This is a genomic window from Agarivorans sp., assembly GCF_050295395.1.
Classification (GTDB): domain Bacteria; phylum Pseudomonadota; class Gammaproteobacteria; order Enterobacterales; family Celerinatantimonadaceae; genus Agarivorans.
In genome coordinates, this window is sequence record NZ_JBNKPP010000292.1 from 18335 (window position 1) to 44474 (window position 26140).

The following is a 26140-nucleotide window of genomic DNA, read 5'->3' on the forward strand; positions in this document are numbered from 1 at the left end:
TTTACTCTTAATCTATTTTAACGGGTGGAGGCGCTATCACTTCGCGATTACCATTGTGACCGGGTGCACTAACAATGCCTTGCGCTTCCATTTGCTCCACAATACGTGCTGCGCGGTTATAACCAATTTTAAACTTACGTTGAACCCCCGACACCGAGCCTCGGCGGGTTTCTGTTACATGCATAACGGCTTGGTCAAACAAGGCATCCAACTCTTCATCTGATTCAGTAACTTCACCGGGTAACATCGCATCGGGGCCAGCTTCGCCGTTAAGGATCTCATCGATGTAATTAGGCTCGCCACGCTCTTTCCAAGCCGATACCACGGCGTGTACTTCATGATCGTCAACAAAGGCACCGTGCACCCGTGTTGGCACACCAGTCCCTGCCGGTAGATATAACATGTCGCCCATGCCTAGCAAAGTTTCGGCGCCTTGTTGATCCAAAATAGTCCGAGAATCGATACGGCTAGACACCTGAAACGCCATTCGAGTAGGAATGTTAGCTTTAATCAAACCAGTAATAACATCTACCGATGGGCGCTGGGTAGCCAGAATCAAATGGATCCCCGCCGCCCGCGCCTTTTGCGCGATACGGGCAATCAGCTCTTCTACCTTCTTACCCACAATCATCATCATGTCGGCGAATTCATCAATCACCACCACAATATGCGGCAGTTTTTCTAACACTGGAGCCGTCTCTGCCATACTGTCTTCTGGCTTCCACAAAGGATCGACAATGGGGTTGCCAGATTTAGCCGCATCCAAGACTTTCTGATTAAAACCTTTTAAGTTACGCACCCCTAAGGCGGACATCAATTTGTAACGGCGCTCCATCTCTCCAACGCACCAACGCAAAGCATTGGCGGCTTCTTTCATGTCGGTAACCACTTCAGACAATAAATGCGGTATGCCCTCGTACACCGATAACTCCAGCATTTTAGGGTCGATCATGATTAAACGAACATCATCTGGCGTAGATTTATACAGCAAACTAACAATCATCACGTTCACCCCCACCGATTTACCCGAACCAGTGGTACCCGCTACCAGCAAGTGAGGCATTTTAGCCAAGTCAGCTACCACCGGTTGGCCGGCAATATCCTTACCTAATACCATGGCTAAAGGCGATTTCGACTGATGAAAAGCGCTACTGTCGATGACTTCACTTAAGTAAACGATTTCTCTAAAACGGTTCGGCAACTCTAAACCTATCACCGACTTACCGGGAATGACTTCCACCACCCGCACACTTATCGCCGATAAAGCGCGAGCCAAGTCCTTAGATAAGTTGGTAATTTTACTTACCTTCACACCCGGCGCTAAATCAAGCTCAAAACGGGTAATCACCGGCCCGGGATGCACCGCAACAACCGAAGCCTGAATATTAAAATCAAGTAACTTGGCTTCAACCAAGCGAGATACTTGCTCCAACTCCTCGGGTGAAATCGGGTTTTGTTTTTTATCTGGCCGATCCAATAAATTCATATCGGGCAAACGACTTAAACTCGGTTGCGCCGGTCTTGCTGCAGGCTGAGGTGTTTGAGCAGCTTTTACTGGGGCAGCAGCGTTATCAGCAAAACTAATTTCAGGCATCGGCTCTGGCGGCGTTTCATCGATAATCACACTGGGCGGGTCAATTGCCTCATCCGAATAAGCAAACTCTAGCTCTTGCTTGGCATCAGATAAAGCCGCTTCAAAATCATCATCTTGTTGGTGCAATGAAAAGCTAGGTTCAATCGGCCCATTGGCCTCCATATCTTGTTGCATATCCAGCTCATCCAATGACGGTTCGGGCTGGTCGGCGATTTGGCCACTTTGTTCTAGATTGATGGGCTGATCCACCGCAGGCACTGGCTGCTCAAAATCACGCATCAATACATCCTGATGTTGAGCTTGTTGTTTAGAACGACTGATTTGCTGCGGTAAGCTGGTTACCCGTTGAGTGGCACGGGTAAGAACGGCACCTATCTGTTCAACCACATAGACCCAAGACTGGCCGGTAAACAAAGTAATACCACCGGCAAAAACGGCTAATAAAATGATGCTAGTACCGAGTAAACCAAACACTGGAATCATTAGCTGAGTGAAAATATCTCCCACTAAGCCTCCTGAAGAAAAAAAGTAGAAATCATCAATATGAATGCTCGCCATAGTAGTTAGGCTGGCGAAAGTGAAAACAAAACCAATTAAACGTAAGCCTAAAGTGAAGAAACTCACTTGAGCAATGGGACAAGGTCGCCAAAACAGTGCCCATGCTAACAAACCGCAAATAAACGGCACGCTATAGGCCATAAAACCAAAACTAAATAACAATAGATCAGCAAACCACGCGCCAGAGCTGCCGGCAGCATTAGCGATGCTTTCTTGCGTGCCTATTTGAGACCAACTAGGGTCACTGGGATTAAACGTTAGCAAAGCCACCATTAGGTACACACCTAAGGCTCCCAGAGCAATAGCACTCGCTTCTGCGATTCGCGCAAAGCCAGACAATTTGTTGTCTGTTGTATCTGTCACAAGCGTTCCCTTGAACTAAAAGTATCCAATCAAAATTCCATTGGCTAAAAACAAAACAAGCGGCCTTAGCCGCTCGTTTAACTTTACCAAAAACCTCTTGGAGGGGGAAACGTCTCCGTTAGTTTTTGATAACTAGCCTATTACTCTGTTTGACTTCTTCCATCACAACATAAGTACGCGTATCGTTAACCCCAGGCAAACGTAATAAGGTTTCACCTAACAACTTACGATAAGCCGACATATCTGCCACACGCGTTTTCAACAAATAATCAAAGTCACCAGAAACCAAATGACACTCTTGGATTTCTTCCAACTGTTGAACAGCATGATTAAATTGCTCAAATACATCAGGTGCGCCGCGATTCAAGGTGATTTCAACAAAAACCAACAGTGAAGCATCCAAGTACTGAGGGTTTAAAATGGCAGTGTAACCAGAGATGTAACCTTGGCGCTCTAGGCGTCTAACTCGTTCAAGGCAAGGCGTTGGACTTAAGCCCACGCGTTTTGACAGTTCCACATTTGATATGCGGCCATCTTTTTGCAACTCATTTAATATGTTGCGATCAATACGATCCAGTTCCTTCATTGGTCGACCTTTTGCTTCCATTAGTGGTGATACAGTTATAGTCCCTAAGCACACCAAGTTGTGTTGACTAATTATGCATAATCCATCGAAGAAATTTGCATAACCAATGTGGCGTTCCCTTCCCACATAAATAAGTCATTCCAAGCGAGATGCAGAGCTAAAACCCAAGCGCATAGTGTTTTATAAACTTTTGTTTTATCCCTAGGCATTATTTATTCCACAAAATTCACGCACTATCAAGTAAAAAACCGAATTAATGGCTAGATAAATACGCATATCCATATAAAGTTTTATTATTTGTTGCTATGCGTAAAGCCTATTATCCTGTTTAGCATAAGATAGGTGGCTGCATATCAATAACGAAATATTCACAAACTAACGCTTGATATCGATTTATGCACCCTCATATACCATACATAGACTATTAAGGAATTGCATTAACCATGACTAACGCCAAGCATCACAAGCTCATTATCCTAGGCTCAGGCCCTGCCGGTTACACCGCAGCTGTATACGCGGCACGCGCCAACCTAAACCCAGTATTAATTACCGGTATTCAACAGGGTGGACAATTAACCACCACTACCGAAGTAGAAAACTGGCCGGGTGACGCTGAAGGCTTAACGGGTCCAGCGCTCATGGAACGCATGCAAGCCCATGCTGAGAAATTTGAAACTGAAATCGTGTTTGACCACATCAATCAAGTGGACTTTCAACAAAAGCCTTATCGGCTGAAAGGCGACAGCGGTGAATACACCTGTGATGCATTAATTATTGCCACTGGCGCTTCGGCAAAATATTTAGGGCTGCCTTCTGAAGAAGCATTTAAAGGCAAAGGCGTATCTGCTTGCGCAACCTGTGATGGATTTTTCTACCGCAACCAAAAAGTCGCGGTAGTGGGCGGTGGGAATACCGCCGTAGAAGAGGCCTTATATCTATCTAACATTGCATCTGAAGTTCACCTTATCCACCGCCGCGAAGAATTTCGCAGCGAGAAAATTCTGACTAAACGTTTAATGGACAAAGTGGCTAACGGCAACATCGTATTACACCTCAATCAAACCCTAGACGAAGTACTGGGCGATGAAATGGGTGTCACCGCTGTGAGAACCAAAAATGTTATTGATGATACTAGCCAAGATATCGATGTAATGGGCGCGTTTATCGCCATCGGCCACCAACCCAATACCGGTATTTTTGAAGGGCAATTAGCCATGAAAGATGGCTATCTTAGTATTCAATCAGGTACCGAAGGCAACGCCACTCAAACCAGTATCCCTGGTATTTTTGCCGCAGGTGACGTGGCTGACCACATTTATCGCCAAGCCATTACCTCGGCAGGCGCAGGTTGTATGGCGGCCTTAGACGCCGAACGCTACCTCGATAGCCTAAACGACTAAATGCTATTAAGCCGGTTAAATAACCGGCTTTTTAATATTTAGACTTGAGCTATTCTTGATATAGTTAACAAATACAAAAACAGAGAAATGGCTATTTGTGTATCCTGAAATATTAGAACTTAATCGTCCGTTTCCCCCACCCGATAAAGCACTGGCCGAGCCTAATGGCCTATTAGCCATTGGCGCAGATTTAAGTCCACAGCGTTTAATAGCCGCCTATCATGCTGGAATTTTCCCCTGGTTTAGCGACGATCAGCCGGTATTATGGTGGAGCCCTGACCCACGTATTGGTTTAGCTCTCGAAGCCCACCACATCAGTAAAAGCATGCGTAAGCTAATCCGCAAAACAGCGTTAAAGGTCAGCCTTAATATGGCCTTTGAGCAAGTTATTCAATTATGCTCGGCCACTCGAAAAAATGAAACGTGGATCAATCAGGATATGATCACCGCCTACAATAAATTACATAAACTGGGGCATGCCCATTCGGTAGAAGTGTGGCAAGGCAAGCACCTAGTTGGCGGCCTATATGGGGTAGCGGTTGGTCAGGTGTTCTGTGGAGAGTCTATGTTTCACCTAGTCAGTAACGCCTCTAAGTTAGCTTTTCATTTGTTTTGTCTGCATTTCAAAAATAATGGCGGCGTGTATGTCGATGGCCAAGTAGAAAACCCCCACCTACTTAGTCTTGGTATGCAGCCTTTGGCTCGACAAGCATTTTTAGCTTTGCTGGAACAACACAAAACAAGCCCTGTTGCAGCACCATGCTGGCAAACACAAATACTTAAACCATGCAACTACCTATAGGATTAACTCCACCCTCGCCCTGCCCTTATTTACCTAGGCAGCAAGAGCAACTCAGCGTATTGCTGGCAGAGGCTCAACAGAAAGCTCAATACTACCAAAGCTTACTCGAACTCGGCTTCAGACGCAGTGGTGATAGCCTTTATGCACCAGCCTGCCCTGCTTGCTCACAATGCCAATCTCTAAGAGTGAACGTAAAACAGTTTAGTGCCAGTCGTTCACAAAAGCGGATATTAAACAAAGCATTCACAGTATCATGCGAATGGCATCAACAGCTTGACGATGAAGATTACCGTTTATTCGCCCGCTACATTGAGGCACGCCATAAAGACGGCCCGATGTACCCAACAAGCCGCAAAGCGTTCGATGACTTCTTAGGCGCAGGCTGGTCTACTACTCGCTACTTAAAACTCTATCATCAACAGCAGCTGGTCGCGGTTTGTGTTTGTGATGTTTTGCCGCAGGCGCTAAGTGCCGTATATACCTTTTTTGAGCCCACTCTGACGCACTTATCTTTAGGCCGTTTAGCCGTTTTAAGACAAATAGAACAGAGTAATAAAGCCAATAAATCTTGGCTGTACCTTGGTTATCAAATCGACGCCTGCCAAAAAATGAACTACAAAAGCCACTATTTACCAAATCAACGATATATTGATGGGAAATGGCAAGAGTTTTAGCGGATAAACTTTACACAAGGCGGTAAATCTGGCATTCTCCCTGCGTTTTTATAAGTGCGTGTCAAACAGAGGACTCAATGGCGAAAGAAGACAATATTGAAATGCAAGGCACAGTGTTAGACACCTTGCCTAACACAATGTTCCGTGTAGAACTAGAAAACGGACATGTTGTTACTGCCCACATTTCTGGAAAAATGCGCAAGAACTACATCCGCATTTTAACTGGAGATAAAGTTACGGTTCAATTAACGCCGTACGACTTGTCAAAAGGGCGCATTGTTTTCCGCGCGCGCTAATCCGCTCCATTTGCAGAGAACTGCAATTAAAAAGCCAGCTTGAAGCTGGCTTTTTAGTATGCAACTTAGTTGGGCTTATACCTCAGCCACTTCATCTTCATATTGAAAATCAAGTTTGCCGTCTTTAAGCCCTACATCAACATGCCCACCTTGATTTAAGCGACCAAACAGAATTTCGTTAGCCAAGGGCTTACGCAATTGCTCTCGAATGACTCTGGCCATTGGTCTTGCCCCCATGGCTTTATCATAACCTTGTTCAGACAACCATTGTCGCGCATCAAAATCCACTTCCATCGATACGCCGTTAGCATCCAACTGCGCTTGTAACTCAACAATAAACTTATCTACCACCTGTTCAATGATTTCTTCATTAAGATGGTTAAACCAAATGATATTATCGAGACGGTTACGGAACTCGGGAGCAAAAATACGGTTGATTTCATCCATCGCATCAAAGCTCATATCTTGCTCTTTAAAGCCGATGGCAGTTTTCTGAGTCTCTTTAACCCCTGCGTTACTGGTCATCACCAAAATAACGTTACGGAAATCAGCATGACGGCCATTGTTATCGGTTAGGGTACCGTGATCCATTACCTGTAGTAATAGGTTAAATACGTCTTCATGAGCCTTTTCTATCTCGTCCAGCAATACCACGCAATGAGGGTGTTTTAACACCGCGTCGGTCAACAGACCACCTTGGTCATAACCCACATAGCCCGGAGGAGCCCCAATGAGTCTTGATACAGCATGTCGCTCCATATACTCCGACATATCAAAACGGATCAGCTCAACGCCAAGCGCTTTGGCCAGTTGCTGAGTCACTTCTGTTTTACCCACCCCAGTCGGCCCGGCAAACAAGAACGAACCCACAGGTTTTTGTTCTGCGCCCAAGCCTGAACGATTTAGCCGAATAGCATCTACCAGCACATCAATGGCCTGATCTTGACCAAATACCACCATTTTGAGGGTGTCATTCAAACTACGTAAAGTCTCACGGTCTGACGAAGAAACTTTTGCTTCAGGGATCCGCGCAATTTTGGCAACTATCGCCTCGATATCGGCCGTACCAATGGTTTTTTTGCGACGGCTTGCTGGCAGCATACGCATGCTAGCGCCCGCTTCGTCAATCACATCAATCGCTTTATCCGGTAAATGCCGTTCGTTAATGTACTTAGCCGCCAATTCAGCAGCACTGCGCATGGCCTGTTTGGTATAACGCACATCGTGGTGCGCTTCATAACGACTCTTCAAGCCAAGTAAGATTTTTGTGGTATCTTCAATCGTTGGCTCGACTACATCAATTTTTTGGAAACGACGAGCTAAGGCGCGGTCCTTCTCAAAGATTTGATTGTATTCTTGATAGGTCGTTGAACCCACGCAGCGTAATAAACCATTACTTAACAGAGGTTTAATCAAATTAGCCGCGTCTAGCTGACCACCAGATGCCGCTCCAGCACCAATAATGGTATGAATTTCATCAATAAATAAAATGGCGTTCTCAGCGTTCTCTAACTGCTTGAGCAAGGACTTAAAGCGTTTTTCAAAGTCGCCACGATATTTAGTCCCCGCCAATAAAGAACCAATATCCAAAGAATAGATGGTGGCGTCTTTAATCACTTCAGGAACGTCATCATGCACGATGCGGTAGGCTAAACCTTCAGCTATCGCGGTTTTACCCACACCAGCCTCACCCACCAACAAGGGATTATTCTTGCGACGACGGCACAATACTTGGATAGTGCGAGACAGCTCTTTGTCACGACCAATAAGGGGATCTATTTTACCTTTAAGCACCAGCTGATTTAGATTACTGGCGAAGCTTTCTAGCTGCTTAACTTCTTCAGACTGAGCCTCGCTATCCACTTGGCCCTGTTCAGAACTAGGTTCTTCATCTTTACGAATACCGTGGGAAATAAAATTCACTACATCCAGGCGACTAATATCCGCCTTTTTCAGGAAGTACACCGCTTGGCTTTCTTGCTCGCTAAATATGGCCACCAGCACATTAGCGCCACTCACTTCACTGTTACCCGATGACTGTACATGGAACACTGCGCGCTGCAGCACTCGCTGAAAACCTAAAGTAGGCTGAGTTTCTCTATCGCTATCATCTTCGGGAATAACTGGGGTGGTTTGCTCAATAAAACTACTGAGTTCTTGAGTTAACTGATGCAGATTGGCGCCACAGGCTAATAAGGCTTCTTTTGCGGCGGCATTTTCTAATAAAGCTAATAACAGGTGTTCCACTGTCATGAATTCGTGCTGTTGCTGTCTTGCTTCTTTAAACGCTTGATTTAACGTTTGTTCCAACTCTTTATTTAGCATACATAGGCCCCCTAAAGACAATCAATACTACTTAGCTATGCCTTCTCCATGGTGCACATCAATGGATGATCATTTTGCTTGGCATAGCTATTTACTTGTGCAGCTTTGGTTTCAGCTACTTCGGCCGTAAAAACCCCACAAACTCCTTTTCCCTTATAGTGAATGGTCAACATGACTTGGGTCGCTGTGTCCAACTCCATATTAAAAAACAACTGCAACACCTCAATAACAAACTCCATAGGAGTATAGTCATCATTATTCAAAACCACCTTATACATTGGTGGGGGTGCCGTCTTACTTTCGGCTTCTTTGACTATTTCTTCTATATCTAGCCAATCTGATAATTTACTCATAACAACTATAGTGGTTAAAACACGACTCTATTCTCAACATAACGCCTTTGACTTAACAAGGCTAGTAGAAAAATACATTCAAAACTTGACTGTAGTAAATATTTTACTAAATTGTTAAACAACTGACTCTAAGTTGCCTCAAAAGTGAGCAACTCGGTTAGTTCGAATTAGTATGGTAGGTAAACATTATAGGGATATGTCGTATGCCAAGCGGAACAGTTAAGTGGTTTAACAACGCAAAAGGATTTGGTTTTATTTGCCCGGATACCGGTGGAGAAGATATCTTCGCTCACTATTCGACCATTCAAATGGAAGGGTACCGCACCTTAAAAGCTGGCCAATCGGTTCAGTTTGAGACTCAGCAAGGGCCGAAGGGTAGCCATGCAGTGAGTATTGTTTTTGACGACAGTCAAAAATAGCCCTTTAAGTTGAACCAACAAAAATGCCAGCTAAATGCTGGCATTTTTTATTGTGTTTATCGAACCAAGGACAAACGAATTAAGCTCGCTTTTCCGGTAACATCTGGGTTATTTAAGGCTATCGATGATTTCGTTAAAAATCGGGCTTGGGCGCATTGCTGCTGATGCCTTTTCTCGATTAGGTTGGTAATAACCACCAATATCAACCGACGGCCCTTGAGCCGCGTTCAACTGTTCAACAATGGTCGCTTCTTCGGCTGCTAGTTTTTCAGCTACAGCGGCAAAGCTTGCTTGTAGTTGCAGATCTTCAGTCTGCTCGGCCAAGCACTGTGCCCAGTATAAGCTCAAGTAGAAATGGCTACCGCGGTTATCCAACTCGTTAACCTTGCGCGAAGGCGATTTATTTTGATCAAGGAAAATGCCCGTAGCTTTATCCAAAGTACTCGCCAATACGGCGGCTTTTGGATTGTCACTCACCTGACTAAGGTGTTCTAACGACGCCGACAAGGCCAAGAACTCACCTAAAGAATCCCAACGAAGGTGATTCTCTTTTTCAAATTGCTGCACATGTTTAGGCGCAGAACCGCCCGCGCCAGTTTCAAATAAACCGCCGCCGTTCATTAGCGGAACAATCGACAACATTTTTGCCGAAGTACCTAGCTCTAGAATAGGGAACAAATCGGTAAGGTAATCACGTAATACGTTACCGGTAACCGAAATGGTATCTAGCCCCTGTTTCACTCTTTCCAAAGAGAACTGAGTTGCCTCGTTTGGCGCCATAATTTGGATGTCTAGACCAGCAGTATCATGATCTTGCAAGTAACGCTCAACCTTAGCAATCAACTGTGCATCATGGGCGCGCTGCGCATCCAACCAGAAAATCGCCGGAGTATCGGTTAAACGTGCGCGATTCACTGCCAGTTTCACCCAATCACGAATTGGCGCGTCTTTAACCTGACACATTCTAAAGATGTCGCCTTGACCTACCGACTGACTCAACAGGACTTGACCGTCTTGATCCACCACTTCAACGGTTCCCGCTGCTGGCACTTCAAAAGTCTTATCATGCGAACCGTATTCTTCGGCTTTTTGCGCCATCAAACCCACGTTGGCCACCGAGCCCATAGTGGTAGGATTAAATGCACCATTTTGCTTACAAAAATCGATGGTTTGTTGGTATACACCCGCGTAGCAACGATCAGGGATCACCGCTTTAGTATCTTGTAGTTTGCCAGCGGCATTCCACATTTGACCTGAAGAGCGAATCATCGCTGGCATAGAAGCATCGATAATGACATCGCTAGGCACATGCAAGTTGGTAATGCCTCTATCAGAATCTACCATCGCCAAACTTGGTGCATAGGCATACACCGCTTCAATAGCAGCTTTAATTTCGTTTTGCTTGGCTTCATCCAAGTTAACAATTTTGCTGTAAACATCGCCCAGCCCATTGCTGACATCCACACCAAGCTGGGTAAATAATTCACCGTATTTAGTGAATACATCTTTAAAGAAGACTTTCACTACATGACCAAAAATCAGTGGATCAGATACCTTCATCATGGTGGCTTTCATGTGCAAAGAGAACAACACACCTTTAGCCTTGGCATCGGCAATTTCCGCTTCAATAAATGAAGCCAGCTCACTCACACTTAAGGCGGCGGCATCAATCACCTCGCCCGCTAATACCGGGAAGGCTTCTTTTAGGGTAATCACTTCACCCGCTTCAGTTTTAAGTTGAATCGCTACGCTGCCAGCTTCGGCGATGGTGGTTGATACTTCGCTACCGTAAAAATCACCTTGGCTCATGCTAGCTACATGGCTTAGCGAATCTTTAGACCAAGCGCCCATAGAATGTGGGTTTTTACGGGCATATTGTTTTACCGAACTGGGTGCGCGACGGTCTGAGTTACCTTCGCGTAATACCGGGTTAACCGCGCTGCCTTTTACTTTGTCGTATTTGGCTTTAACTTCGCGCTCTTGCTCATTACCTGGCTCTTCTGGGTAGTCTGGAAGCGCATAGCCCTGAGCTTGTAACTCTTTAATCGCCGCTTTGAGCTGAGGAACCGAAGCACTAATGTTTGGCAACTTGATGATGTTTGCTTCTGGCTTTTTAGCCAGCTCGCCCAATTCGGCTAGGGCATCAGAAATACGTTGCTGTTCAGTTAAACATTCTGGAAAACTGGCAATAATACGACCCGCTAAAGAAATATCACGAGTTTCTACGGCTACGCCGGCAGCATTAGTAAACGCTTGTACGATAGGTAGCAATGAGTACGTGGCCAAGGCTGGCGCTTCGTCCGTTAAGGTATAAATAATCTTTGACGTCATGTCGGTCCCTAAAGTTGTGGTTGCTCTCGCTATTACTAGCGATATTTATCGACTTGCTCGCCTCCGCGAGATGGTTTGTAACAGGGTGTTAAATCCATCATTCGACGACTTATGCCCCGTTCATCCAATTAATTCGGCCAAAATAATAAACCATTTACAAACGCATTAACATTGTTTTACTAGTGGTACATCCAATAGCTGTTACAATTGCCGACATGAATAAGTTTGCAAAAACGTTACCGTCACGCCGTTTTAAACGAAAGACGGAAGCTAAAGCTAATAAACCGCTCAACGGACCGCGCCGTTTAGTTTTGTTTAACAAACCCTTTGACGTATTAAGCCAGTTTACCGACGGCCAAGGTCGCGCCACCTTAAAAGATTTCATTAACATTCCTGATGTTTATGCTGCGGGGCGCTTAGACCGTGATAGTGAAGGACTGTTACTACTGACCAACGATGGCAAATTACAACACAAGTTAGCTAACCCTAAGTCCAAAACTAGCAAAACCTATTGGGTACAAGTGGAAGGCGTCCCGAGTGAGCAAGACTTAAGCCCACTGCGCCAAGGTATTACTCTCAAAGATGGGCCGTGTTTACCGGCCAAAGTAACCTTGATCCAAGAGCCTGAGCTCTGGCCTAGGGAGCCTCCGGTGCGTGAACGTAAATCTATTCCCACCACTTGGTTGAGTATAACCATTAAAGAGGGGCGTAATCGCCAAGTCAGACGAATGACTGCCGCCATTGGTTTTCCTACCTTAAGGCTGGTTCGCTATCAAATTGGCCCCTATACTCTTGAGGGAATAGACAGCGGAAAATACCGGCAATTATTAGAACAGGAGATCGCATAGTTTGCGGCATTGAAATGCTGTTTTCATCACAGTTTTTCTGATAGAATTCGCCGCAAATTTTTCCCGATAGCTAAGCATGAATTCAAACAGCACAAAAAAAGTGATCGTCGGAATGTCCGGCGGTGTCGACTCTTCCGTTTCAGCCTACTTGCTATTAGAGCAAGGCTATCAGGTTGAAGGCCTTTTTATGAAGAACTGGGAAGAAGACGACAACAGCGAATATTGTGCAGCGGCCGAAGATTTAGCCGACGCACAAGCGGTCTGTGACAAATTGGGCATTAAACTTCATACCATTAACTTCTCTGCCGAATACTGGGATAACGTGTTTGAACACTTCCTCGAAGAGTACAAAGCCGGTCGCACGCCTAACCCTGATATCATGTGCAACAAGGAAATTAAGTTTAAAGCCTTTTTAGAGTTTGCCGCAGAAGAACTCTCTGCCGACTACATCGCTACCGGTCACTATGTGCAACGCCGTTTTCAAGACGGTCACTGGCAAATGCTTCGCGGCTTAGACAGTAATAAAGACCAAAGCTACTTCTTATATACCTTAGAAGAAAAGCACATCGCACAAACGCTCTTTCCTGTAGGTGAAATAGAAAAACCCGAAGTGCGTCGCATCGCCGAAGAGCAAGGTTTAGTCACTGCCAATAAAAAAGATTCAACTGGGATTTGCTTCATTGGCGAGCGTAAGTTCAGCGACTTTTTAGCACAATACCTACCAGCCCAACCCGGCGATATAGAAAATTGCGAGGGTCAGATAATGGGCACCCACCAAGGTTTGATGTATCACACCCTTGGCCAACGCAAAGGCTTGGGCATTGGTGGAACCAAAGACGGCGATGAAACACCTTGGTATGTGGTAGACAAAGACGTTGATCGCAACGTGTTAATTGTAGGTCAAGGCCACGACCACCCTCGCCTAAAGTCCACCGCTTTAATCGCTGGGCAGCTGCACTGGGTAGATCGCAAGCCCTTAACTGAAACACTACGCTGCAGCGTTAAAATACGCTATCGTCAACAAGATGTTCCATGCACCATCGTGCCTTTGGAAAATGGCGAAATTAAAGTTACCTTCGATGAACCACAAATTGCAGTGACCCCCGGTCAGTCAGCGGTATTTTACTTAAACGAAGTCTGTTTAGGTGGTGGTATTATCGAACAAAAAATTGGCCTTTAAGCACTATGAGTCACTCTCTTGAAAACCGCGTCATTGCCTTTGCTGGAATTTGCCAAGCGGCCAAGTTAGTTCAAGACGTCGCACGCACCAGTACTTGTGAAGAGGCCGCGTTAAGTACCAGCTTAAACAGTATCTTGGTCACCAATCCCGAACAAACCGTGGACGTTTTTGGCTCTTTGCCGCAACTCAAGTTGGGCTTAAGTGTGATGAATACTCAGCTAAGCCAGAAACAAGAAAAGCGTAATGCCGAGATCACCCGCTACTTAGTCAGTTTGCTAGCCCTAGAGCGCCGCTTGAACAAACGCCCAGACTTATTAAACATGATGGGTGAACGCATCTCTCAGTTAGAGCGCCAATTACAACATTTCAAGTTATTAGATGCCCAAGTGCTGGGTGGCATTGCCGATATTTATAGTGACATCATCAGTCCCTTGGGGCCACGTATTCAAGTGGCGGGTAATGTTAACTATCTACAGCAAAATATCGTTCAGCACAAAGTGAGAGCATTACTGCTGGCAGGGATCCGCGCCTGCGTATTGTGGCGACAGCTTGGCGGTCAGCGCCGTCAGCTATTGTTCTCACGTAAGAAATATCTAGAGCAAACACTACAACTTTTACACACCATTGATTAGTTAATTTAGGAGAGCACCATGGAACTGTCGGCCTTGACAGCCATTTCCCCAATAGACGGACGCTACGGGGATAAAACTTCTGAACTACGCAGTATTTTTAGCGAATTTGGCTTAATTAAATACCGCGTTAGAGTAGAGATTCGTTGGTTACAAAAACTGGCTCAACAGCAAAACATCGCTGAAGTGCCCACCTTTTCTCCTGAAGCTATCGCCTTTCTAGATAGCATTAACGACAACTTTAGTGAAGCCGATGCTGCTCGTGTCAAAGAGATTGAGCGCACCACCAACCACGACGTCAAAGCGGTTGAATATTTCCTAAAAGAAAAAGTAGCCAGCAATGCTGAACTGGACGCAGTATCTGAATTCATTCACTTTGCTTGTACTTCTGAAGACATTAACAACCTTTCACATGCACTAATGCTTAACGAAGCCCGCAGTGAAGTATTAGTGCCTTACTTACAAAAACTGATTGATGCGATTACCGCCTTAGCTAAAGAGCTACGCGATACCCCGCTACTTTCTCGCACCCACGGCCAACCCGCGTCTCCTAGCACCATGGGTAAAGAAATGGCCAACGTGGTAGCACGTTTACGCCGTCAGCTTAAGCAAATTGAAGCAGTTGAAGTACTAGGTAAAATTAACGGCGCGGTAGGTAACTACAATGCTCACCTAAGCGCTTACCCTGAAGTAGACTGGCACCAGTTCTCAGAAGAGTTTGTGACTAGCCTAGGGGTACAATGGAACCCTTACACTACGCAAATTGAACCACATGATTACATCGCCGAATTGTACGATGCGATTGCCCGCTTCAATACGATTCTGCTGGACTTCGACCGTGATATTTGGGGCTACATCTGCCTAGGTCACTTCAAGCAAAAAACCGTAGCCGGTGAAATTGGTTCATCCACCATGCCACACAAAGTTAACCCCATCGACTTTGAAAACTCAGAAGGTAACTTAGGTATTGCTAACGCCTTGTTTGGCCACCTAGCGGCTAAATTGCCAGTATCACGTTGGCAGCGCGACCTAACCGACTCAACCGTGCTACGTAACTTGGGTGTGGCCATGGGTTACTCGCTGATCGCCTATCAAGCAACCCTAAAAGGCGTAAGCAAGTTGCAAGTTAACCAAGAAAATCTGTTGAGCGATTTAGACAGCAACTGGGAAGTATTGGCCGAGCCTGTACAAACTGTTATGCGTCGTTATGGCATCGAAAAACCTTATGAAAAACTCAAAGAGCTAACCCGCGGTAAGCGTGTTAATGCACAAGCCATGCGTGAGTTTATCGACGGTTTGGAGTTGCCAGAGTCAGCTAAAGAAGAGCTGAAAAAAATGACACCAGCTAACTACATCGGTGATGCGGTAAAACTGGTTGACCTACTGTAAGTTAAGCTAAGGCTGGCAATCTGCTCAGCCATAAGCACATGCTTTAGCAGCCACAACAGCGTTGTGGCTTTTTTATTAATAATTAAACACCCTGCAGCCTCTCGCCCCCTTATATTCCTACTTAGTATTGCCCATCCCCTTCAAGCCAAGCCTTAATCGTGCTAGCGTAGAGTGTAGATAGGTTTTTATTAATTAATCATTAGCTTATCGACAGCTCAAGCAAGCGATCCTCAGCGGCCCTGTAACTGCAGCAGCCTCAGTAAATGAATAAGGAGAGACTATCTTGAAAGCTAAACTGCCCTTCACCAAGAAAGAATATCAACAGCGGGTCAAGAAAGTTAAATCCATCATGCAGCAACAACGTATCGATGTGATGGTGGCCACCGATCCCGGCAATATGAATTGGCTAACCGGCTACGACGGCTGGTCCTTTTACGTGCATCAAGGTGTAATTATCTCACTGGATATGGAAGAACCGATTTGGTTTGGCCGCGCCATGGACAGGAATGCCGCATTGTTAAAGTGTTTTATGCAACGCGACAATCTGGTTGGTTATCCAGAAAAGTATGTACAAAATATTGACGAACATCCGATGACTTGGATTGGCGAAAACATATTTCAAAAAAATGGGTGGTCACGTTGCGTCATCGCTACCGAACGAGACAATTATTACTATTCTGCCGAGGCCCACTTTAGACTCGCGGCCACCTTGCCCAAGGCCAACCTGGTAAACGCCAATAACTTGGTTAACTGGGTGCGCGGGGTTAAATCCAAAAAAGAAATCGAGTATATGCGCATCGCCGGAAGCATTACCGAGAAAATCCACCGCCGAATACTAGATACGGTAAGTGCTGGCATACCTAAAAGTCATGTGGTATCGCAAATCTACGAAACAGCTATTGCCGGGGTAGATGGCCATGGCGGCGACTACCCTTCAATTGTCCCCCTACTACCATCTGGCGCCGATGCCAGCGCCTCGCACATCACTTGGGATGAGCGACCATTTAAGCGTAACGAGGCCACCTTTTTTGAAATATCCGGTTGTTATAAGCGCTATCATGCTCCTATGTCACGCACCATCTTTATGGGAAAGCCCCCGCAAAAATTTCTCGATGCTGAAAAAGCGCTCATTGAAGCCATCGACGCCGGTTTAGCAGTCGCCAAACCGGGAAACCTCACTGCCGACATTGCCAACGCCATCGACTCGGTAATGCTGAAATATGGCATAGATAGAAACGGGGCTCGCTGCGGCTACCCCATCGGTGTGTCTTATCCACCAGATTGGGGAGAACGCACCTGTTCGCTGCGCTCTAGCGATTTAACAGTATTGGAAAGCGGTATGACCTTTCACCTGATGCCTGGCGTCTGGCAAGATGACTGGGGAATGGAAATCACCGAAAGCATCCACATTACCGATAGCGGTGTCGAGTTGCTAAGCAACTTTCCCAGAAAGCTGTTTATCAAATAACAATAAAGCGGAGCCCTAAGGCTCCGCAACAAGTTCGACTAAGTTGCTGGTTATTTAATCCACACTTGTTTGGCGTTAACAAACTCTTTAATGCCATGAGGGCCCAGCTCGCGTCCCAAGCCTGAACGTTTAATCCCCCCACTGGGAAGCCTTGGATCGGTTTTAACAATGCCGTTAATCGCCACCTGCCCGGCTTCGATTTGCCAAGCCAGTTGCTCTGCCAATTGCGCATTGTTAGTCCACACGCCGGCCCCCAGCCCATATTCACTATCGTTAGCTAGGGCAATCGCGTGTTCAACATCTCGAGCCGAACTGACCACCATCACCGGACCAAACACCTCTTCTTTAAAGGCTGTCATAGTGGGGCTTACATCAACCAATAGCGTCACTGGATAAAAGAAGCCTTCCGTTTTTGACATCTCTCCCCCGAGTAAACACTTGGCGCCTTGTGCTATGCTTTCGCACACTTGTCGATGGAGGTTGTCGCGTAAATCAGCGCGTGCGATGGGGCCAACATCGGTAGCCACATCATTAGGATCACCCACAGTAAGTTGACCTAAGCGCTGCTGCAGTTTATCGATAAAGCTGGCATAGATTGACTGCGCCACGATGATCCGCTTAGCCGCAATACAGGATTGCCCAGCGTTGATAATGCGTGATAATACCGCAATATCGGCGGCGGCCTCTAGGTCAGCGTCCTCTAATACAATCAGCGGATCGGAGCCCCCCAACTCCAGCACCGCATGCTTAATTTCAGAAGCGGCGATACTGGCAACTATTGCGCCAGCCTTAGCAGAACCGGTGAAAGAGACTGCGGCAATATCTGGGTGGCGAATTGCCTGTTCCACTTGTTGGTTAGCTATCGGCAAATTCACTACTATATCTTCGGGTGCCCCAGCCTCATGGAACAGCTCAACGATGGCCTCGCCGCAGCCGGCTACATGCGGGTCATGCTTTAATACACAAGTATTCCCCGCCATTAGCGCTGGCGCTAAATAACGAAAGGCTATCCACAACGGTGCATTCCAAGGTAAAACGCCCAACAAGGTACCTAAAGCTTGATGTTTAACGTAACTGCGCTGGGCATCGGAAGGCAGCTCTAAATCGGCTAAATAGGCTTGGGCATGCTCGGCATAATGCTCAGCACACCAAGCGGATTTTTCTACCTCGGGGCCTGCTTCTTTCACCGGCTTGCCCATTTCATCGGTCATCAGTTGAGAGAGCTTAGCCTTGTTGTTGCGCAAGCTCGCTGCGACCCGCTGTAACACTTGAGCGCGTTCTGCATAGCTTAGTGCCGACCAAGCTGGAAATGCCGCTTTGGCGCGCTTAACCTGCTGATCGACTTGCTGCTCGCTCAGCGCAGCATACTCTTTAATCACTTTTCCGGTGCTAGGATTGGTTGTCACTATCATCACTACCTCCTTGATATTGTTACTTTACTAGCTGGTCTCTAGTGCGTGCTTAACCGCGTCAATCACTATCGACATGCCCTGTGCTAAGTCATCTTGCTCAATCGTTAGAGGAGGGATCAATTTAACCACTCGTCCACCAGTGCCACAGGCGCCCAGTAACAAACCATTCTCAAAGCAGTTGGCCACAACCGACTTGGCCACTGCGCCATCGCCCACATCAATGCCCAGCATCATGCCTTTACCACGAACTTGAATCGCCGGATGCTGAGCCAATGCGCTAAGCGCTTCACGCATTTGAGCACTTTTTTCTGCCACCTGATTCATCAGCTGCTCATCACGAAAATAGTTAAGCGCTTCTATGCCCGCGACAAAGCTCAAGCTTTGCCCACGGAAGGTGCCGGTATGTTCACCGGGTGACCAATGATCATCGTGCTCTGGCTTAACCAAATTCATCGCCAATGGCGTACCAAAACCACCCAGCCCTTTAGCAAGGCAGACAATGTCAGGCTCAATGCCGTAGTCATCGAAACTAAAAAACGAGCCGGTTCGCCCCATACCCGCTTGTATATCATCAACAATCAGCAGCGCGCCTAGATCTTTAGCTAACTGAGCTAAGGCTTGCAACCAAGCTTTATCGGCCACATTCACCCCGCCTTCAGCCTGCACCACTTCCACAATAAAGGCCGCTGGCGCTTCAAGCCCCGACGAACTATCAGAAAATTGTGCGCGCAAGGCATCTAATTGCTCGGCGCCATTGCCGGTCTCTGCACTCAGTCGCGAATCTTCTGCGCCAAAGGGATAATGAATCACATGGTTAAGCGGCACACCTGCGGCGCCTCTGAAATAGCTATTGGCCGTGGCGGCTAACGAGCCTAAAGTCATTCCATGAAAAGCATGGTTAAAGGCCACCACCGACTGACGCCCAGTAACGCGGCGAGCCAGTTTTAGCGCAGCCTCAACCGCATTAGTCCCAGTGGGACCTACAAATTGCATACGATGAGGCAGCTTACGCGGCTGTAAGATAAGCTCGCTAAATACCTCCATAAATCTACGTTTAATGGTGGTGCTCATATCCAAGCTATGTGTCACACCTTGATTTTGAATGTAATCAATAATCGCCGTGGTCATTTTGGGATTGTTATGGCCAAAATTTAACACTCCGGCCCCGGCGAAAAAGTCGATATATTGTTTTCCGTTTTCATCAATTTGGCGAGCGTTAAAGGCCTTGTCAAACACCGTTGGGTATACTCGACAATAGGCGCGCAAATTGGATTCTCGTTCATCAAAAATACTCATCAATCTCTCCTATGGGCTGATTGGTTAGTCGTTACATCAAGCTACCTTCATCTAGGTGGTGGACTAGATACGCCAACCAATTGGCTGTACCAACGGATGACGGTTTCGAGTAGTTGGTCATTAAAATCGTAATGAGGACTATGACAAGGTGGACAATCACTTGACTCTCCCGCGCCAATAATGGCGTAGGCTCCGGCTATTTCGTTTAAGTAATAACTGAAGTCTTCAGAGGCCATCAAAGGCGCCAGTCCTTGGTTTAATAAAGCCGATTCACCATACAGCGCCTTCCAACATGCTCTAGCGTGCTCTGCTGGCGCTGCGTGGTTTACCGTTGGGGCGTAACGCGGCTGAAGCTCAACGCTACAGGCTACGCCATAGCTGGCAGCGGTATCCTCGCTAATCTCTAACAAATATTGTTCGATTAAGGGCTGGTCGCTAGGCTCAGAAAAACGTATCGAGCCAGACACTTTTGCCTTATCGGGGATAACCGTAAGCCCGCTAGGCGCTTCAATACTGGTTACGCTCACTACCGCTGCTGATTGTGGCGCGATCCGTCTTGCCACAATTTGCTGCAAATTTACCGTTAAAGCAGCAGCGGCTAGTACCGGATCGCGGCACTGTTCTGGTTGACTGGCATGTCCTCCTTTTCCATGCAGCTCTATCACAAAGGTGCCATTACCCGACATAATGGTGCTATCGGGGCAGAGCATGTTGCCCAAGGGCAAAGCGGGCCAATTATGCCAACCATAAATCACATCAACTCCAGTCAAGGCGCCGTCTTCAATCATTTGTTTAGCGCCATGCCCACCTTCTTCGGCGGGCTGAAAAATCAAGGAAACGGGGCCAGTTAACTGCGCTTCATGCTGCTTTAACCAACGTGCGGTGCCCAGTAACACAGCGGCATGACCATCGTGACCACAGGCATGCATGACCCCTTGATAATTAGAGCGCCACGCCACGTCGGTTTGTTCTGCAATCGGTAGTGCGTCAATATCGGCGCGCAGAGCAATGTGTGAGCCAGAGCCTTGAGCATTTAAGCTAGCCACCGTGCCGTACTTAGCACAACTGCGCCAAGCAATGCCTAGCTCAGTTAAGGCAGTTTGGATCAACTTTGCAGTTTCTACCTCTGCCCAACTCAGCTCTGGCTGACGATGTAACAGATGGCGAAAACGCTTAGCAAAGGTAAGCGTCTCCAGCCAAAATTGACTCTGGTTCATAGATTAGTTCCAACAGTTCGGCGGTATTTCTCAGTGGCTGAGAAATAGATTAATCAATTAGATAAAGCACCAAGAGCGGTGCAGAAGAGCTTAATAATGAGGCGACATGAAGGTAGGGTTACAGACGCATACCAAGCCAGCACGCGGCGGAATATAAACATCCATTTTAACTAGAGTCGTCATAATGTCCTCCTACAGAGTGTTATTGGCACAGCCATTTAACACAAGATTGGCCATTACTTTACGTAACACCTTGTTATTACACTGGCACAGATTTAGCGAGAGTACAATAGTTAACCAGTAGCGCTATTGCTAGCTGAACGCAGAAGCAGGGTTGCTAGCTCACCACTAGCACCGTTAGCAACCAGCTGGTTTGGCTAATGAATTGGCCAAACAGCTATGGTTTGCTTAAGTGTTAGTGGCGCGCTAGAAAATAAAATGATAGCTAATCGAGTGTAGCCGCTTAGCCTTACAGGCTGGTAGCCTGAGTGGGATAATCCATGCGATGCACTTGTCGGTAGAGGCTAAAGCCAGCGAGAAAACCGAGGCTGGCCAAGCCTAACCATATCCATTGAGTAGCTAGCTGTTCGAGGGATAATAACCAGCCTACACCTAGGTTTCCCAAAAAGGCGACAATACCGCCAATGCATGAATATAAACCATAATAACTACCCAGTTCAGAACGGTGACCGAAGTGCGCTACCGTAGATTCTAACAACGGCAATACCAGCATTGAACCGATACTAAAGGTCACTGCAAAACCAATGAAGTTTAGCCAAGGCCACTGACTAATAGTGATGAGAAACCATAAAAACGATGCCCCCATCAACATCAACCCTAGGCCCATTGCCCAGGCGCGCCCAAGATAGTCGCGCCCCCAACGGTTAATCGGTAATTGCAAGCCAATGCCCAGCAGCGAAGTAGTAACAAACACCCAAGTAATGACATTGGCACCCAAGCCCCTGGCTGCGACTTCGCTGGGTAGTGCCAAATAAAGCTGGTGAAAAAACAGTTGGAAAGCGCACGCGCAGCCAACAAACCGCATAAAATCCGTATTTAACAGCATGCTTTTCCATTGCTGTAGAAAATGCTGTTCGCTGGAATGTACTCTTGAGGCTGCCAGATTGGGCAAATAACGCCATTGAATACTAAATAACAACAAAAACATGAGCGCCGAGCTCAAACCCACCCAAAAAAAGTCAAACCCTAGTAAGCTAAGCCCTACCAAAGGCCCAAGCAACATTCCTGCTTCTCTCATCCAACTTTGCATCGCAAATAGACGATGACGACTTAGCTGGTCGGGCGCTTCATTAGCCAAATAGGCATTGCTTGAAGGAGTAAACATCGCTCCAGCAAAGCCTGTCAAAAAGGCTCCTAGTAGCAATAAAGTTAGGCTATGAGAAAACCCCAATAGTAAAAAACCTAAAACCCTGACCAAACAGCCTAATAAGATCAACCGCTTATAGCCTAGATAATCGCCAAGAGTTCCTCCCACCAAGAACAATCCTTGCTGGCTCAGTACACGTAAGCCTATCACTATGCCTACATGCCATGGGCTTAGGTTCAAATCAGTCTGTAGATGCTCTGACAAATACGGCAATAGCATGTAAAAACCAAGATTAAAGCTAAAGCCATTTATCACTAATACTCTACTTGCCGCAGACAGCTGCCGCCAATCGGCAAGAAAATGTCGAAAATTCATAAACGATCTGTTACTAACTAATCAAACAACTAGGTAAGAAATTTCAAGCCACTTGCTTCTGTCGGCGTTGAGTACGAATAAACGGCAGGCCGAGGCTATCATAAAGCACGTCAGTCTCAACCCCATAGACCTGATGGATCAAGTCGGCGCTTAATACTTGTTTGGGCGAACCTTGGGCGATTAACTGGCCCTGCTTTATCACCAACAGATTGTCGGCATATTGCGCCGCCAGATTCAGATCATGTAATACCATAATCGACACCCAGTTATTTTCTTGAGTTTGCTGGTGTAAATGTTCTAACAGCACTTGCTGAAAATGTAAGTCTAAGGCGCTCACGGGTTCATCTAGCATCAGAACCTTGGGGTCACGCATTAAGGCCTGAGCAAACAATATCATCTGACACTGCCCGCCACTCAGGGTTCTAATATCACGATGTGCCAGATGCAGCAGACCAATTTGATCCAAGGCACGCAGCGCCTGCTCTAATAGACTATCAGCTAATTTCAACGATAAGGCTTTAAGCTGGCCAAGCAGTACCACTTCTAATACCGATAAACCAATATCCAAACGAATATCTTGTGGCATATAACCGAAGCTTTGCCGCCACTGGTTTAGCTGCTTATAATCCAGCGGCTGCTCGGCAAAACTTATTGCGCCACGCTGCGGGCGAACCTCACCAAACAAGGTTTTTAACAAGGAGCTTTTGCCCGTACCATTAGGGCCAATAATCACATGCGTTTTACCTGGGGCTAGCTCAAAGCTCATATTGTGAGCCAAAATCAACTGATCAAACGCCAAATCTAAATTGGATACTCGCAACATCGCTATCGCCTCTTACTCATAATCAGCCAAAAGAAAAACGGCACGCCAATAATCGCCGTAACAATGCCTATCGGAAACAAAGCACCAGGAACAATGATTTTTGATAACACCGAGGCAGTAGAAAGCAAAAAGGCCCCAATTAAAAAAGACAAAGGTAGAAAATAGCGTTGATCTTCCCCCACCAATATTCTGGCCATATTCGGGGCAACAATGCCGATAAAGCCAATAATGCCCACAACACTGGTGACCGTTGCAGTCATCACTGCGACCAAAACTAAGGTTTTAAGGCGCAGCCGGGACACGTTTACCCCTAAACTTTTCGCTCTCTCTTCGCCCAAACGCAAGGCAGTGAGTTTCCACGCATCCTTAAGTAGCACCAGAAAACATGCAGAACAAACTACCGCAATAATCGCCACATTCGACCAAGTCGCCTTAGTTAAGCTGCCAAACAACCAGAATAAGATCTGCTGGCTTAACTCCGGCGACGAAACAAACTGCACCAAAGACAACAAGGATTGGAATAAGAACAATAAGGCAATGCCCGCCAAAATGAGTTGCCCAGAACTGATATGACGCATCATCGCTAGGCCGAACAGTAGACTTGCAGAAAACATACAGCAGACAAATGCGCCTATCGGCACCGCAACTTGCGAACTCAGCCCCAAAGAGCCTAGATACAACATGAGTGCAGCACCAAATCCCGCAGCGGCGGCCATCCCCAAGGTATAAGGACTCGCCATGGGGTTGTTCAATAGAGTCTGCATTTCCGCACCCCCTACTCCCAAGGTACCACCAACTAAAATGGCGATCAGTGCAATGGGTAAACGCAAGTCGGTCACGATAACTTTGGTGGTAGCGGCCACATCAATTGGCATGCCAAGCCAGTTAGCCAACGCGCTGGCTACATCAAGCACACTCAGCATGGAAGGCCCAGTGGCTAGATCAAATAGGAAAGACAAAACTAAAATAAGTAACAAGCCACTTACTACCCACCAACGCCGTTTTTCATGGCGCCGCTGAGCAAGTAAGGCATCATCGATAAGTTGTTGATTTAACATGCTATAACTTTTGGTGACAGCCAGTGAACATCCTCTGTTCACTCACATATAGAGCAAAATTGTATGTTACTCATGGCGTAAAATACTCTTGCGACTCTAATCGGTTTATAAGTAATCGTACTGAGTTTGTGGGTAACTAAGTTCGACACCATGCAAATGATAATGATTTGCATGAGCATTATATTTTAACATAGAATACGTTCAAGCTTTTAATCGTAATTGATACGACTATTTATCAAGCCCATCCCGACTAACCTACTTAGCATGACTTATTAAAGGATTATTATGCTTCACAAACTCTTCGGCCTATTCGCTGTTATATTCAGCACCTGCAGTGTTGGCCAAACGGTGACCATTACCGATGTACTAGACCGCGAGGTTACTTTCAACTCTCCCGCACAACGCGTTATCGTGGGATTCTATCCTGAAGATTATATGGCCATTGGCACCGAGGCCGCCTACGATAATGTTGTCGGCATGGCAAAATACATCTGGCAAGCTCGCTCAGCGAACTGGGAGATGTATGTCAACTACCGTCCTTCGTTAAATGACATTCCGGCAATTGGACGGGTTGATACCAAAACCTTTTCAGTGGAAAAAGTTATCAGCTTAAATCCCGACCTAATCATGTTAGCTGATTGGCAATTCAAAGGCCTAGGCAGCGATATCGAACGTTTAGAGAGTGCTGGAATCACTGTTGTGGTAGTGGATTACAACGCCCAAACGGTCGAGCGTCATGTCAAAAGCACCCAGATTATCGGCGCCATTACTGGTCAAGCGGACCGTGCAGCCAAAATTGCTAAAGAATACCAAGAGAATGTTGAGGCCATTACCCAGCGTCTTGCCGCTGCCAAGTTACCTAAACCACGTATTTACACTGAGTTTGGTGCAGCTGGAGTAAATGAAATAGGTTACACTTTTGGCAAAAACATGTGGGGGGGCATCTCCACTACTGCAGGTGGCGACAATATTTCCGCTCCTTATGTTGAATGGTGGGGAAAACTTAACCCTGAGCAAATCCTTGCTGCCGATCCCGAGCTCATCGTCATCACCGGTTACGAAACAAATAGTGGTGAAGACGCCATGCTAATCGGCCAAGGTATAGATGAAGCCACCGTCAAGCAACGCTTAACGGGTTTTAAACAGCGCGTTGGTTGGTCTACCCTCAGCGCGGTCAAAAATAATCGCTTATATGCCGCCTATCACGGTGCTTGCCGTACCATTTTTGATGGAGCCATGCTGCAATTTTACGCTAAAGCGATGTACCCGAAATTATTTAGTGACTTAGATCCCGCCGCAAGCTATCAAGACTTCTACAAAAAATACCTGCCGGTACAGCCTCAAGGCACCTTTATGACGTCGTTATAATGGGGCCAAGAAGGCATGCGCTAACAGACATTGCATAGCGCACTCTTAA

Annotated in this window: 22 protein-coding genes; 11 read left to right on the forward strand and 11 right to left on the reverse strand. The window is 46.5% G+C overall.

Annotated elements, in window-relative coordinates:
- Nucleotides 1-7: 7 nt before the first annotated feature.
- Nucleotides 8-2515 (reverse strand): DNA translocase FtsK, encoded by a 2508-nt coding sequence (locus tag ACQY6Q_RS17315; protein ID WP_427983364.1) that lies wholly within the window; start codon nucleotides 2513-2515, stop codon nucleotides 8-10.
- 118 nt (nucleotides 2516-2633) lie between these two features.
- Nucleotides 2634-3122 carry a leucine-responsive transcriptional regulator Lrp gene (gene lrp / locus ACQY6Q_RS17320; protein ID WP_427983366.1) on the reverse strand — a complete coding sequence of 163 codons (489 nt, stop codon included), beginning with the start codon at nucleotides 3120-3122 and terminating at the stop codon, nucleotides 2634-2636.
- A 422-nt stretch (nucleotides 3123-3544) separates the two neighbouring features.
- Here lrp and trxB point away from each other — a divergent pair, with 422 nt between their 5' ends.
- The 4 genes from trxB (at nucleotide 3545) to infA (ending at nucleotide 6273) form a co-directional block, all read left to right on the forward strand.
- Nucleotides 3545-4501: a thioredoxin-disulfide reductase gene (trxB, locus tag ACQY6Q_RS17325; RefSeq protein ID WP_427983368.1), complete on the forward strand. Its 957-nt coding sequence runs from the start codon at nucleotides 3545-3547 to the stop codon at nucleotides 4499-4501.
- Nucleotides 4502-4598: 97 nt separating this feature from the next.
- The gene (aat, locus tag ACQY6Q_RS17330; RefSeq protein ID WP_427983370.1) at nucleotides 4599-5303 is read left to right on the forward strand and encodes a leucyl/phenylalanyl-tRNA--protein transferase; all 705 of its coding nucleotides are present in this window, start codon (nucleotides 4599-4601) and stop codon (nucleotides 5301-5303) included.
- The gene (locus ACQY6Q_RS17335; protein ID WP_427983372.1) at nucleotides 5288-5977 is read left to right on the forward strand and encodes an arginyltransferase; all 690 of its coding nucleotides are present in this window, start codon (nucleotides 5288-5290) and stop codon (nucleotides 5975-5977) included. Before aat ends, ACQY6Q_RS17335 begins: the two co-directional genes overlap by 16 nt.
- Before the next feature lie 77 nt (nucleotides 5978-6054).
- Nucleotides 6055-6273: a translation initiation factor IF-1 gene (gene infA / locus ACQY6Q_RS17340; protein ID WP_016401030.1), complete on the forward strand. Its 219-nt coding sequence runs from the start codon at nucleotides 6055-6057 to the stop codon at nucleotides 6271-6273.
- Nucleotides 6274-6348: 75 nt separating this feature from the next.
- Here infA and clpA read toward each other — a convergent pair whose 3' ends face one another.
- Both clpA and clpS read right to left on the reverse strand, forming a co-directional pair.
- On the reverse strand, nucleotides 6349-8598 hold the full coding sequence (gene clpA, locus ACQY6Q_RS17345) for an ATP-dependent Clp protease ATP-binding subunit ClpA (protein ID WP_427983374.1): 2250 nt from the start codon (nucleotides 8596-8598) through the stop codon (nucleotides 6349-6351).
- A gap of 35 nt (nucleotides 8599-8633) precedes the next feature.
- Nucleotides 8634-8951, reverse strand: coding sequence for an ATP-dependent Clp protease adapter ClpS (gene clpS, locus ACQY6Q_RS17350; protein ID WP_427983376.1), 318 nt, complete (start codon nucleotides 8949-8951; stop codon nucleotides 8634-8636).
- A 203-nt stretch (nucleotides 8952-9154) separates the two neighbouring features.
- Between clpS and cspD the strand changes: the two genes are divergently transcribed.
- Nucleotides 9155-9370, forward strand: a complete 216-nt coding sequence (cspD, locus tag ACQY6Q_RS17355) for a cold shock domain-containing protein CspD (protein WP_055731836.1) — start codon at nucleotides 9155-9157, stop codon at nucleotides 9368-9370.
- 108 nt (nucleotides 9371-9478) lie between these two features.
- Here cspD and ACQY6Q_RS17360 read toward each other — a convergent pair whose 3' ends face one another.
- The gene (locus tag ACQY6Q_RS17360; RefSeq protein WP_427983378.1) at nucleotides 9479-11701 is read right to left on the reverse strand and encodes an NADP-dependent isocitrate dehydrogenase; all 2223 of its coding nucleotides are present in this window, start codon (nucleotides 11699-11701) and stop codon (nucleotides 9479-9481) included.
- 215 nt (nucleotides 11702-11916) lie between these two features.
- On the opposite strand from ACQY6Q_RS17360, the gene ACQY6Q_RS17365 reads away from it, so the two are divergent.
- The 5 genes from ACQY6Q_RS17365 to ACQY6Q_RS17385 all read left to right on the forward strand — a co-directional run bounded on the left by ACQY6Q_RS17365 (nucleotide 11917) and on the right by ACQY6Q_RS17385 (nucleotide 17215).
- Nucleotides 11917-12549, forward strand: a complete 633-nt coding sequence (locus ACQY6Q_RS17365; RefSeq protein ID WP_427983380.1) for a pseudouridine synthase — start codon at nucleotides 11917-11919, stop codon at nucleotides 12547-12549.
- A 76-nt stretch (nucleotides 12550-12625) separates the two neighbouring features.
- On the forward strand, nucleotides 12626-13729 hold the full coding sequence (gene mnmA, locus ACQY6Q_RS17370; RefSeq protein WP_427983382.1) for a tRNA 2-thiouridine(34) synthase MnmA: 1104 nt from the start codon (nucleotides 12626-12628) through the stop codon (nucleotides 13727-13729).
- Between the two features lie 5 nt (nucleotides 13730-13734).
- The gene (gene hflD / locus ACQY6Q_RS17375) at nucleotides 13735-14361 is read left to right on the forward strand and encodes a high frequency lysogenization protein HflD (protein WP_427983384.1); all 627 of its coding nucleotides are present in this window, start codon (nucleotides 13735-13737) and stop codon (nucleotides 14359-14361) included.
- A gap of 18 nt (nucleotides 14362-14379) precedes the next feature.
- Nucleotides 14380-15747 carry an adenylosuccinate lyase gene (gene purB / locus ACQY6Q_RS17380; RefSeq protein WP_427983386.1) on the forward strand — a complete coding sequence of 456 codons (1368 nt, stop codon included), beginning with the start codon at nucleotides 14380-14382 and terminating at the stop codon, nucleotides 15745-15747.
- 283 nt (nucleotides 15748-16030) lie between these two features.
- Nucleotides 16031-17215: a M24 family metallopeptidase gene (locus ACQY6Q_RS17385; RefSeq protein ID WP_427983387.1), complete on the forward strand. Its 1185-nt coding sequence runs from the start codon at nucleotides 16031-16033 to the stop codon at nucleotides 17213-17215.
- A 50-nt stretch (nucleotides 17216-17265) separates the two neighbouring features.
- Here the strand turns inward: ACQY6Q_RS17385 and ACQY6Q_RS17390 are convergent, their stop codons facing one another.
- The 6 genes from ACQY6Q_RS17390 to ACQY6Q_RS17415 all read right to left on the reverse strand — a co-directional run bounded on the left by ACQY6Q_RS17390 (nucleotide 17266) and on the right by ACQY6Q_RS17415 (nucleotide 24723).
- Nucleotides 17266-18627 (reverse strand): NAD-dependent succinate-semialdehyde dehydrogenase, encoded by a 1362-nt coding sequence (locus tag ACQY6Q_RS17390; RefSeq protein ID WP_427983388.1) that lies wholly within the window; start codon nucleotides 18625-18627, stop codon nucleotides 17266-17268.
- A gap of 27 nt (nucleotides 18628-18654) precedes the next feature.
- Entirely contained in the window at nucleotides 18655-19923 is a 1269-nt protein-coding gene (locus ACQY6Q_RS17395; protein ID WP_427983389.1) for an aspartate aminotransferase family protein, read from the reverse strand.
- Nucleotides 19924-19970: 47 nt separating this feature from the next.
- Nucleotides 19971-21140, reverse strand: a complete 1170-nt coding sequence (gene doeB2 / locus ACQY6Q_RS17400; RefSeq protein WP_427983390.1) for a N(2)-acetyl-L-2,4-diaminobutanoate deacetylase DoeB2 — start codon at nucleotides 21138-21140, stop codon at nucleotides 19971-19973.
- A gap of 469 nt (nucleotides 21141-21609) precedes the next feature.
- On the reverse strand, nucleotides 21610-22842 hold the full coding sequence (locus tag ACQY6Q_RS17405) for an MFS transporter (protein WP_427983392.1): 1233 nt from the start codon (nucleotides 22840-22842) through the stop codon (nucleotides 21610-21612).
- Nucleotides 22843-22885: 43 nt separating this feature from the next.
- Entirely contained in the window at nucleotides 22886-23665 is a 780-nt protein-coding gene (locus ACQY6Q_RS17410; RefSeq protein ID WP_427983393.1) for an ABC transporter ATP-binding protein, read from the reverse strand.
- Between the two features lie 2 nt (nucleotides 23666-23667).
- On the reverse strand, nucleotides 23668-24723 hold the full coding sequence (locus tag ACQY6Q_RS17415; RefSeq protein ID WP_427983394.1) for a FecCD family ABC transporter permease: 1056 nt from the start codon (nucleotides 24721-24723) through the stop codon (nucleotides 23668-23670).
- Between the two features lie 285 nt (nucleotides 24724-25008).
- Between ACQY6Q_RS17415 and ACQY6Q_RS17420 the strand changes: the two genes are divergently transcribed.
- Nucleotides 25009-26091 (forward strand): ABC transporter substrate-binding protein, encoded by a 1083-nt coding sequence (locus tag ACQY6Q_RS17420; protein ID WP_427983396.1) that lies wholly within the window; start codon nucleotides 25009-25011, stop codon nucleotides 26089-26091.
- Nucleotides 26092-26140 lie beyond the last annotated feature (49 nt).

Bases quoted from the DNA above. Each gene is read 5' to 3' on its own strand.
- lrp (WP_427983366.1), bottom strand. From the start codon at position 3,122: ATGGAAGCAAAAGGTCGACCAATGAAGGAACTGGATCGTATTGATCGC.
- trxB (WP_427983368.1), top strand. From the start codon at position 3,545: ATGACTAACGCCAAGCATCACAAGCTCATTATCCTAGGCTCAGGCCCT.
- ACQY6Q_RS17335 (WP_427983372.1), top strand. From the start codon at position 5,288: ATGCAACTACCTATAGGATTAACTCCACCCTCGCCCTGCCCTTATTTA.
- infA (WP_016401030.1), top strand. From the start codon at position 6,055: ATGGCGAAAGAAGACAATATTGAAATGCAAGGCACAGTGTTAGACACC.
- clpA (WP_427983374.1), bottom strand. From the start codon at position 8,598: ATGCTAAATAAAGAGTTGGAACAAACGTTAAATCAAGCGTTTAAAGAA.
- clpS (WP_427983376.1), bottom strand. From the start codon at position 8,951: ATGAGTAAATTATCAGATTGGCTAGATATAGAAGAAATAGTCAAAGAA.
- cspD (WP_055731836.1), top strand. From the start codon at position 9,155: ATGCCAAGCGGAACAGTTAAGTGGTTTAACAACGCAAAAGGATTTGGT.
- ACQY6Q_RS17360 (WP_427983378.1), bottom strand. From the start codon at position 11,701: ATGACGTCAAAGATTATTTATACCTTAACGGACGAAGCGCCAGCCTTG.
- ACQY6Q_RS17365 (WP_427983380.1), top strand. From the start codon at position 11,917: ATGAATAAGTTTGCAAAAACGTTACCGTCACGCCGTTTTAAACGAAAG.
- mnmA (WP_427983382.1), top strand. From the start codon at position 12,626: ATGAATTCAAACAGCACAAAAAAAGTGATCGTCGGAATGTCCGGCGGT.
- hflD (WP_427983384.1), top strand. From the start codon at position 13,735: ATGAGTCACTCTCTTGAAAACCGCGTCATTGCCTTTGCTGGAATTTGC.
- purB (WP_427983386.1), top strand. From the start codon at position 14,380: ATGGAACTGTCGGCCTTGACAGCCATTTCCCCAATAGACGGACGCTAC.
- ACQY6Q_RS17390 (WP_427983388.1), bottom strand. From the start codon at position 18,627: ATGATAGTGACAACCAATCCTAGCACCGGAAAAGTGATTAAAGAGTAT.
- ACQY6Q_RS17395 (WP_427983389.1), bottom strand. From the start codon at position 19,923: ATGAGTATTTTTGATGAACGAGAATCCAATTTGCGCGCCTATTGTCGA.
- doeB2 (WP_427983390.1), bottom strand. From the start codon at position 21,140: ATGAACCAGAGTCAATTTTGGCTGGAGACGCTTACCTTTGCTAAGCGT.
- ACQY6Q_RS17405 (WP_427983392.1), bottom strand. From the start codon at position 22,842: ATGAATTTTCGACATTTTCTTGCCGATTGGCGGCAGCTGTCTGCGGCA.
- ACQY6Q_RS17410 (WP_427983393.1), bottom strand. From the start codon at position 23,665: ATGTTGCGAGTATCCAATTTAGATTTGGCGTTTGATCAGTTGATTTTG.
- ACQY6Q_RS17415 (WP_427983394.1), bottom strand. From the start codon at position 24,723: ATGTTAAATCAACAACTTATCGATGATGCCTTACTTGCTCAGCGGCGC.
- ACQY6Q_RS17420 (WP_427983396.1), top strand. From the start codon at position 25,009: ATGCTTCACAAACTCTTCGGCCTATTCGCTGTTATATTCAGCACCTGC.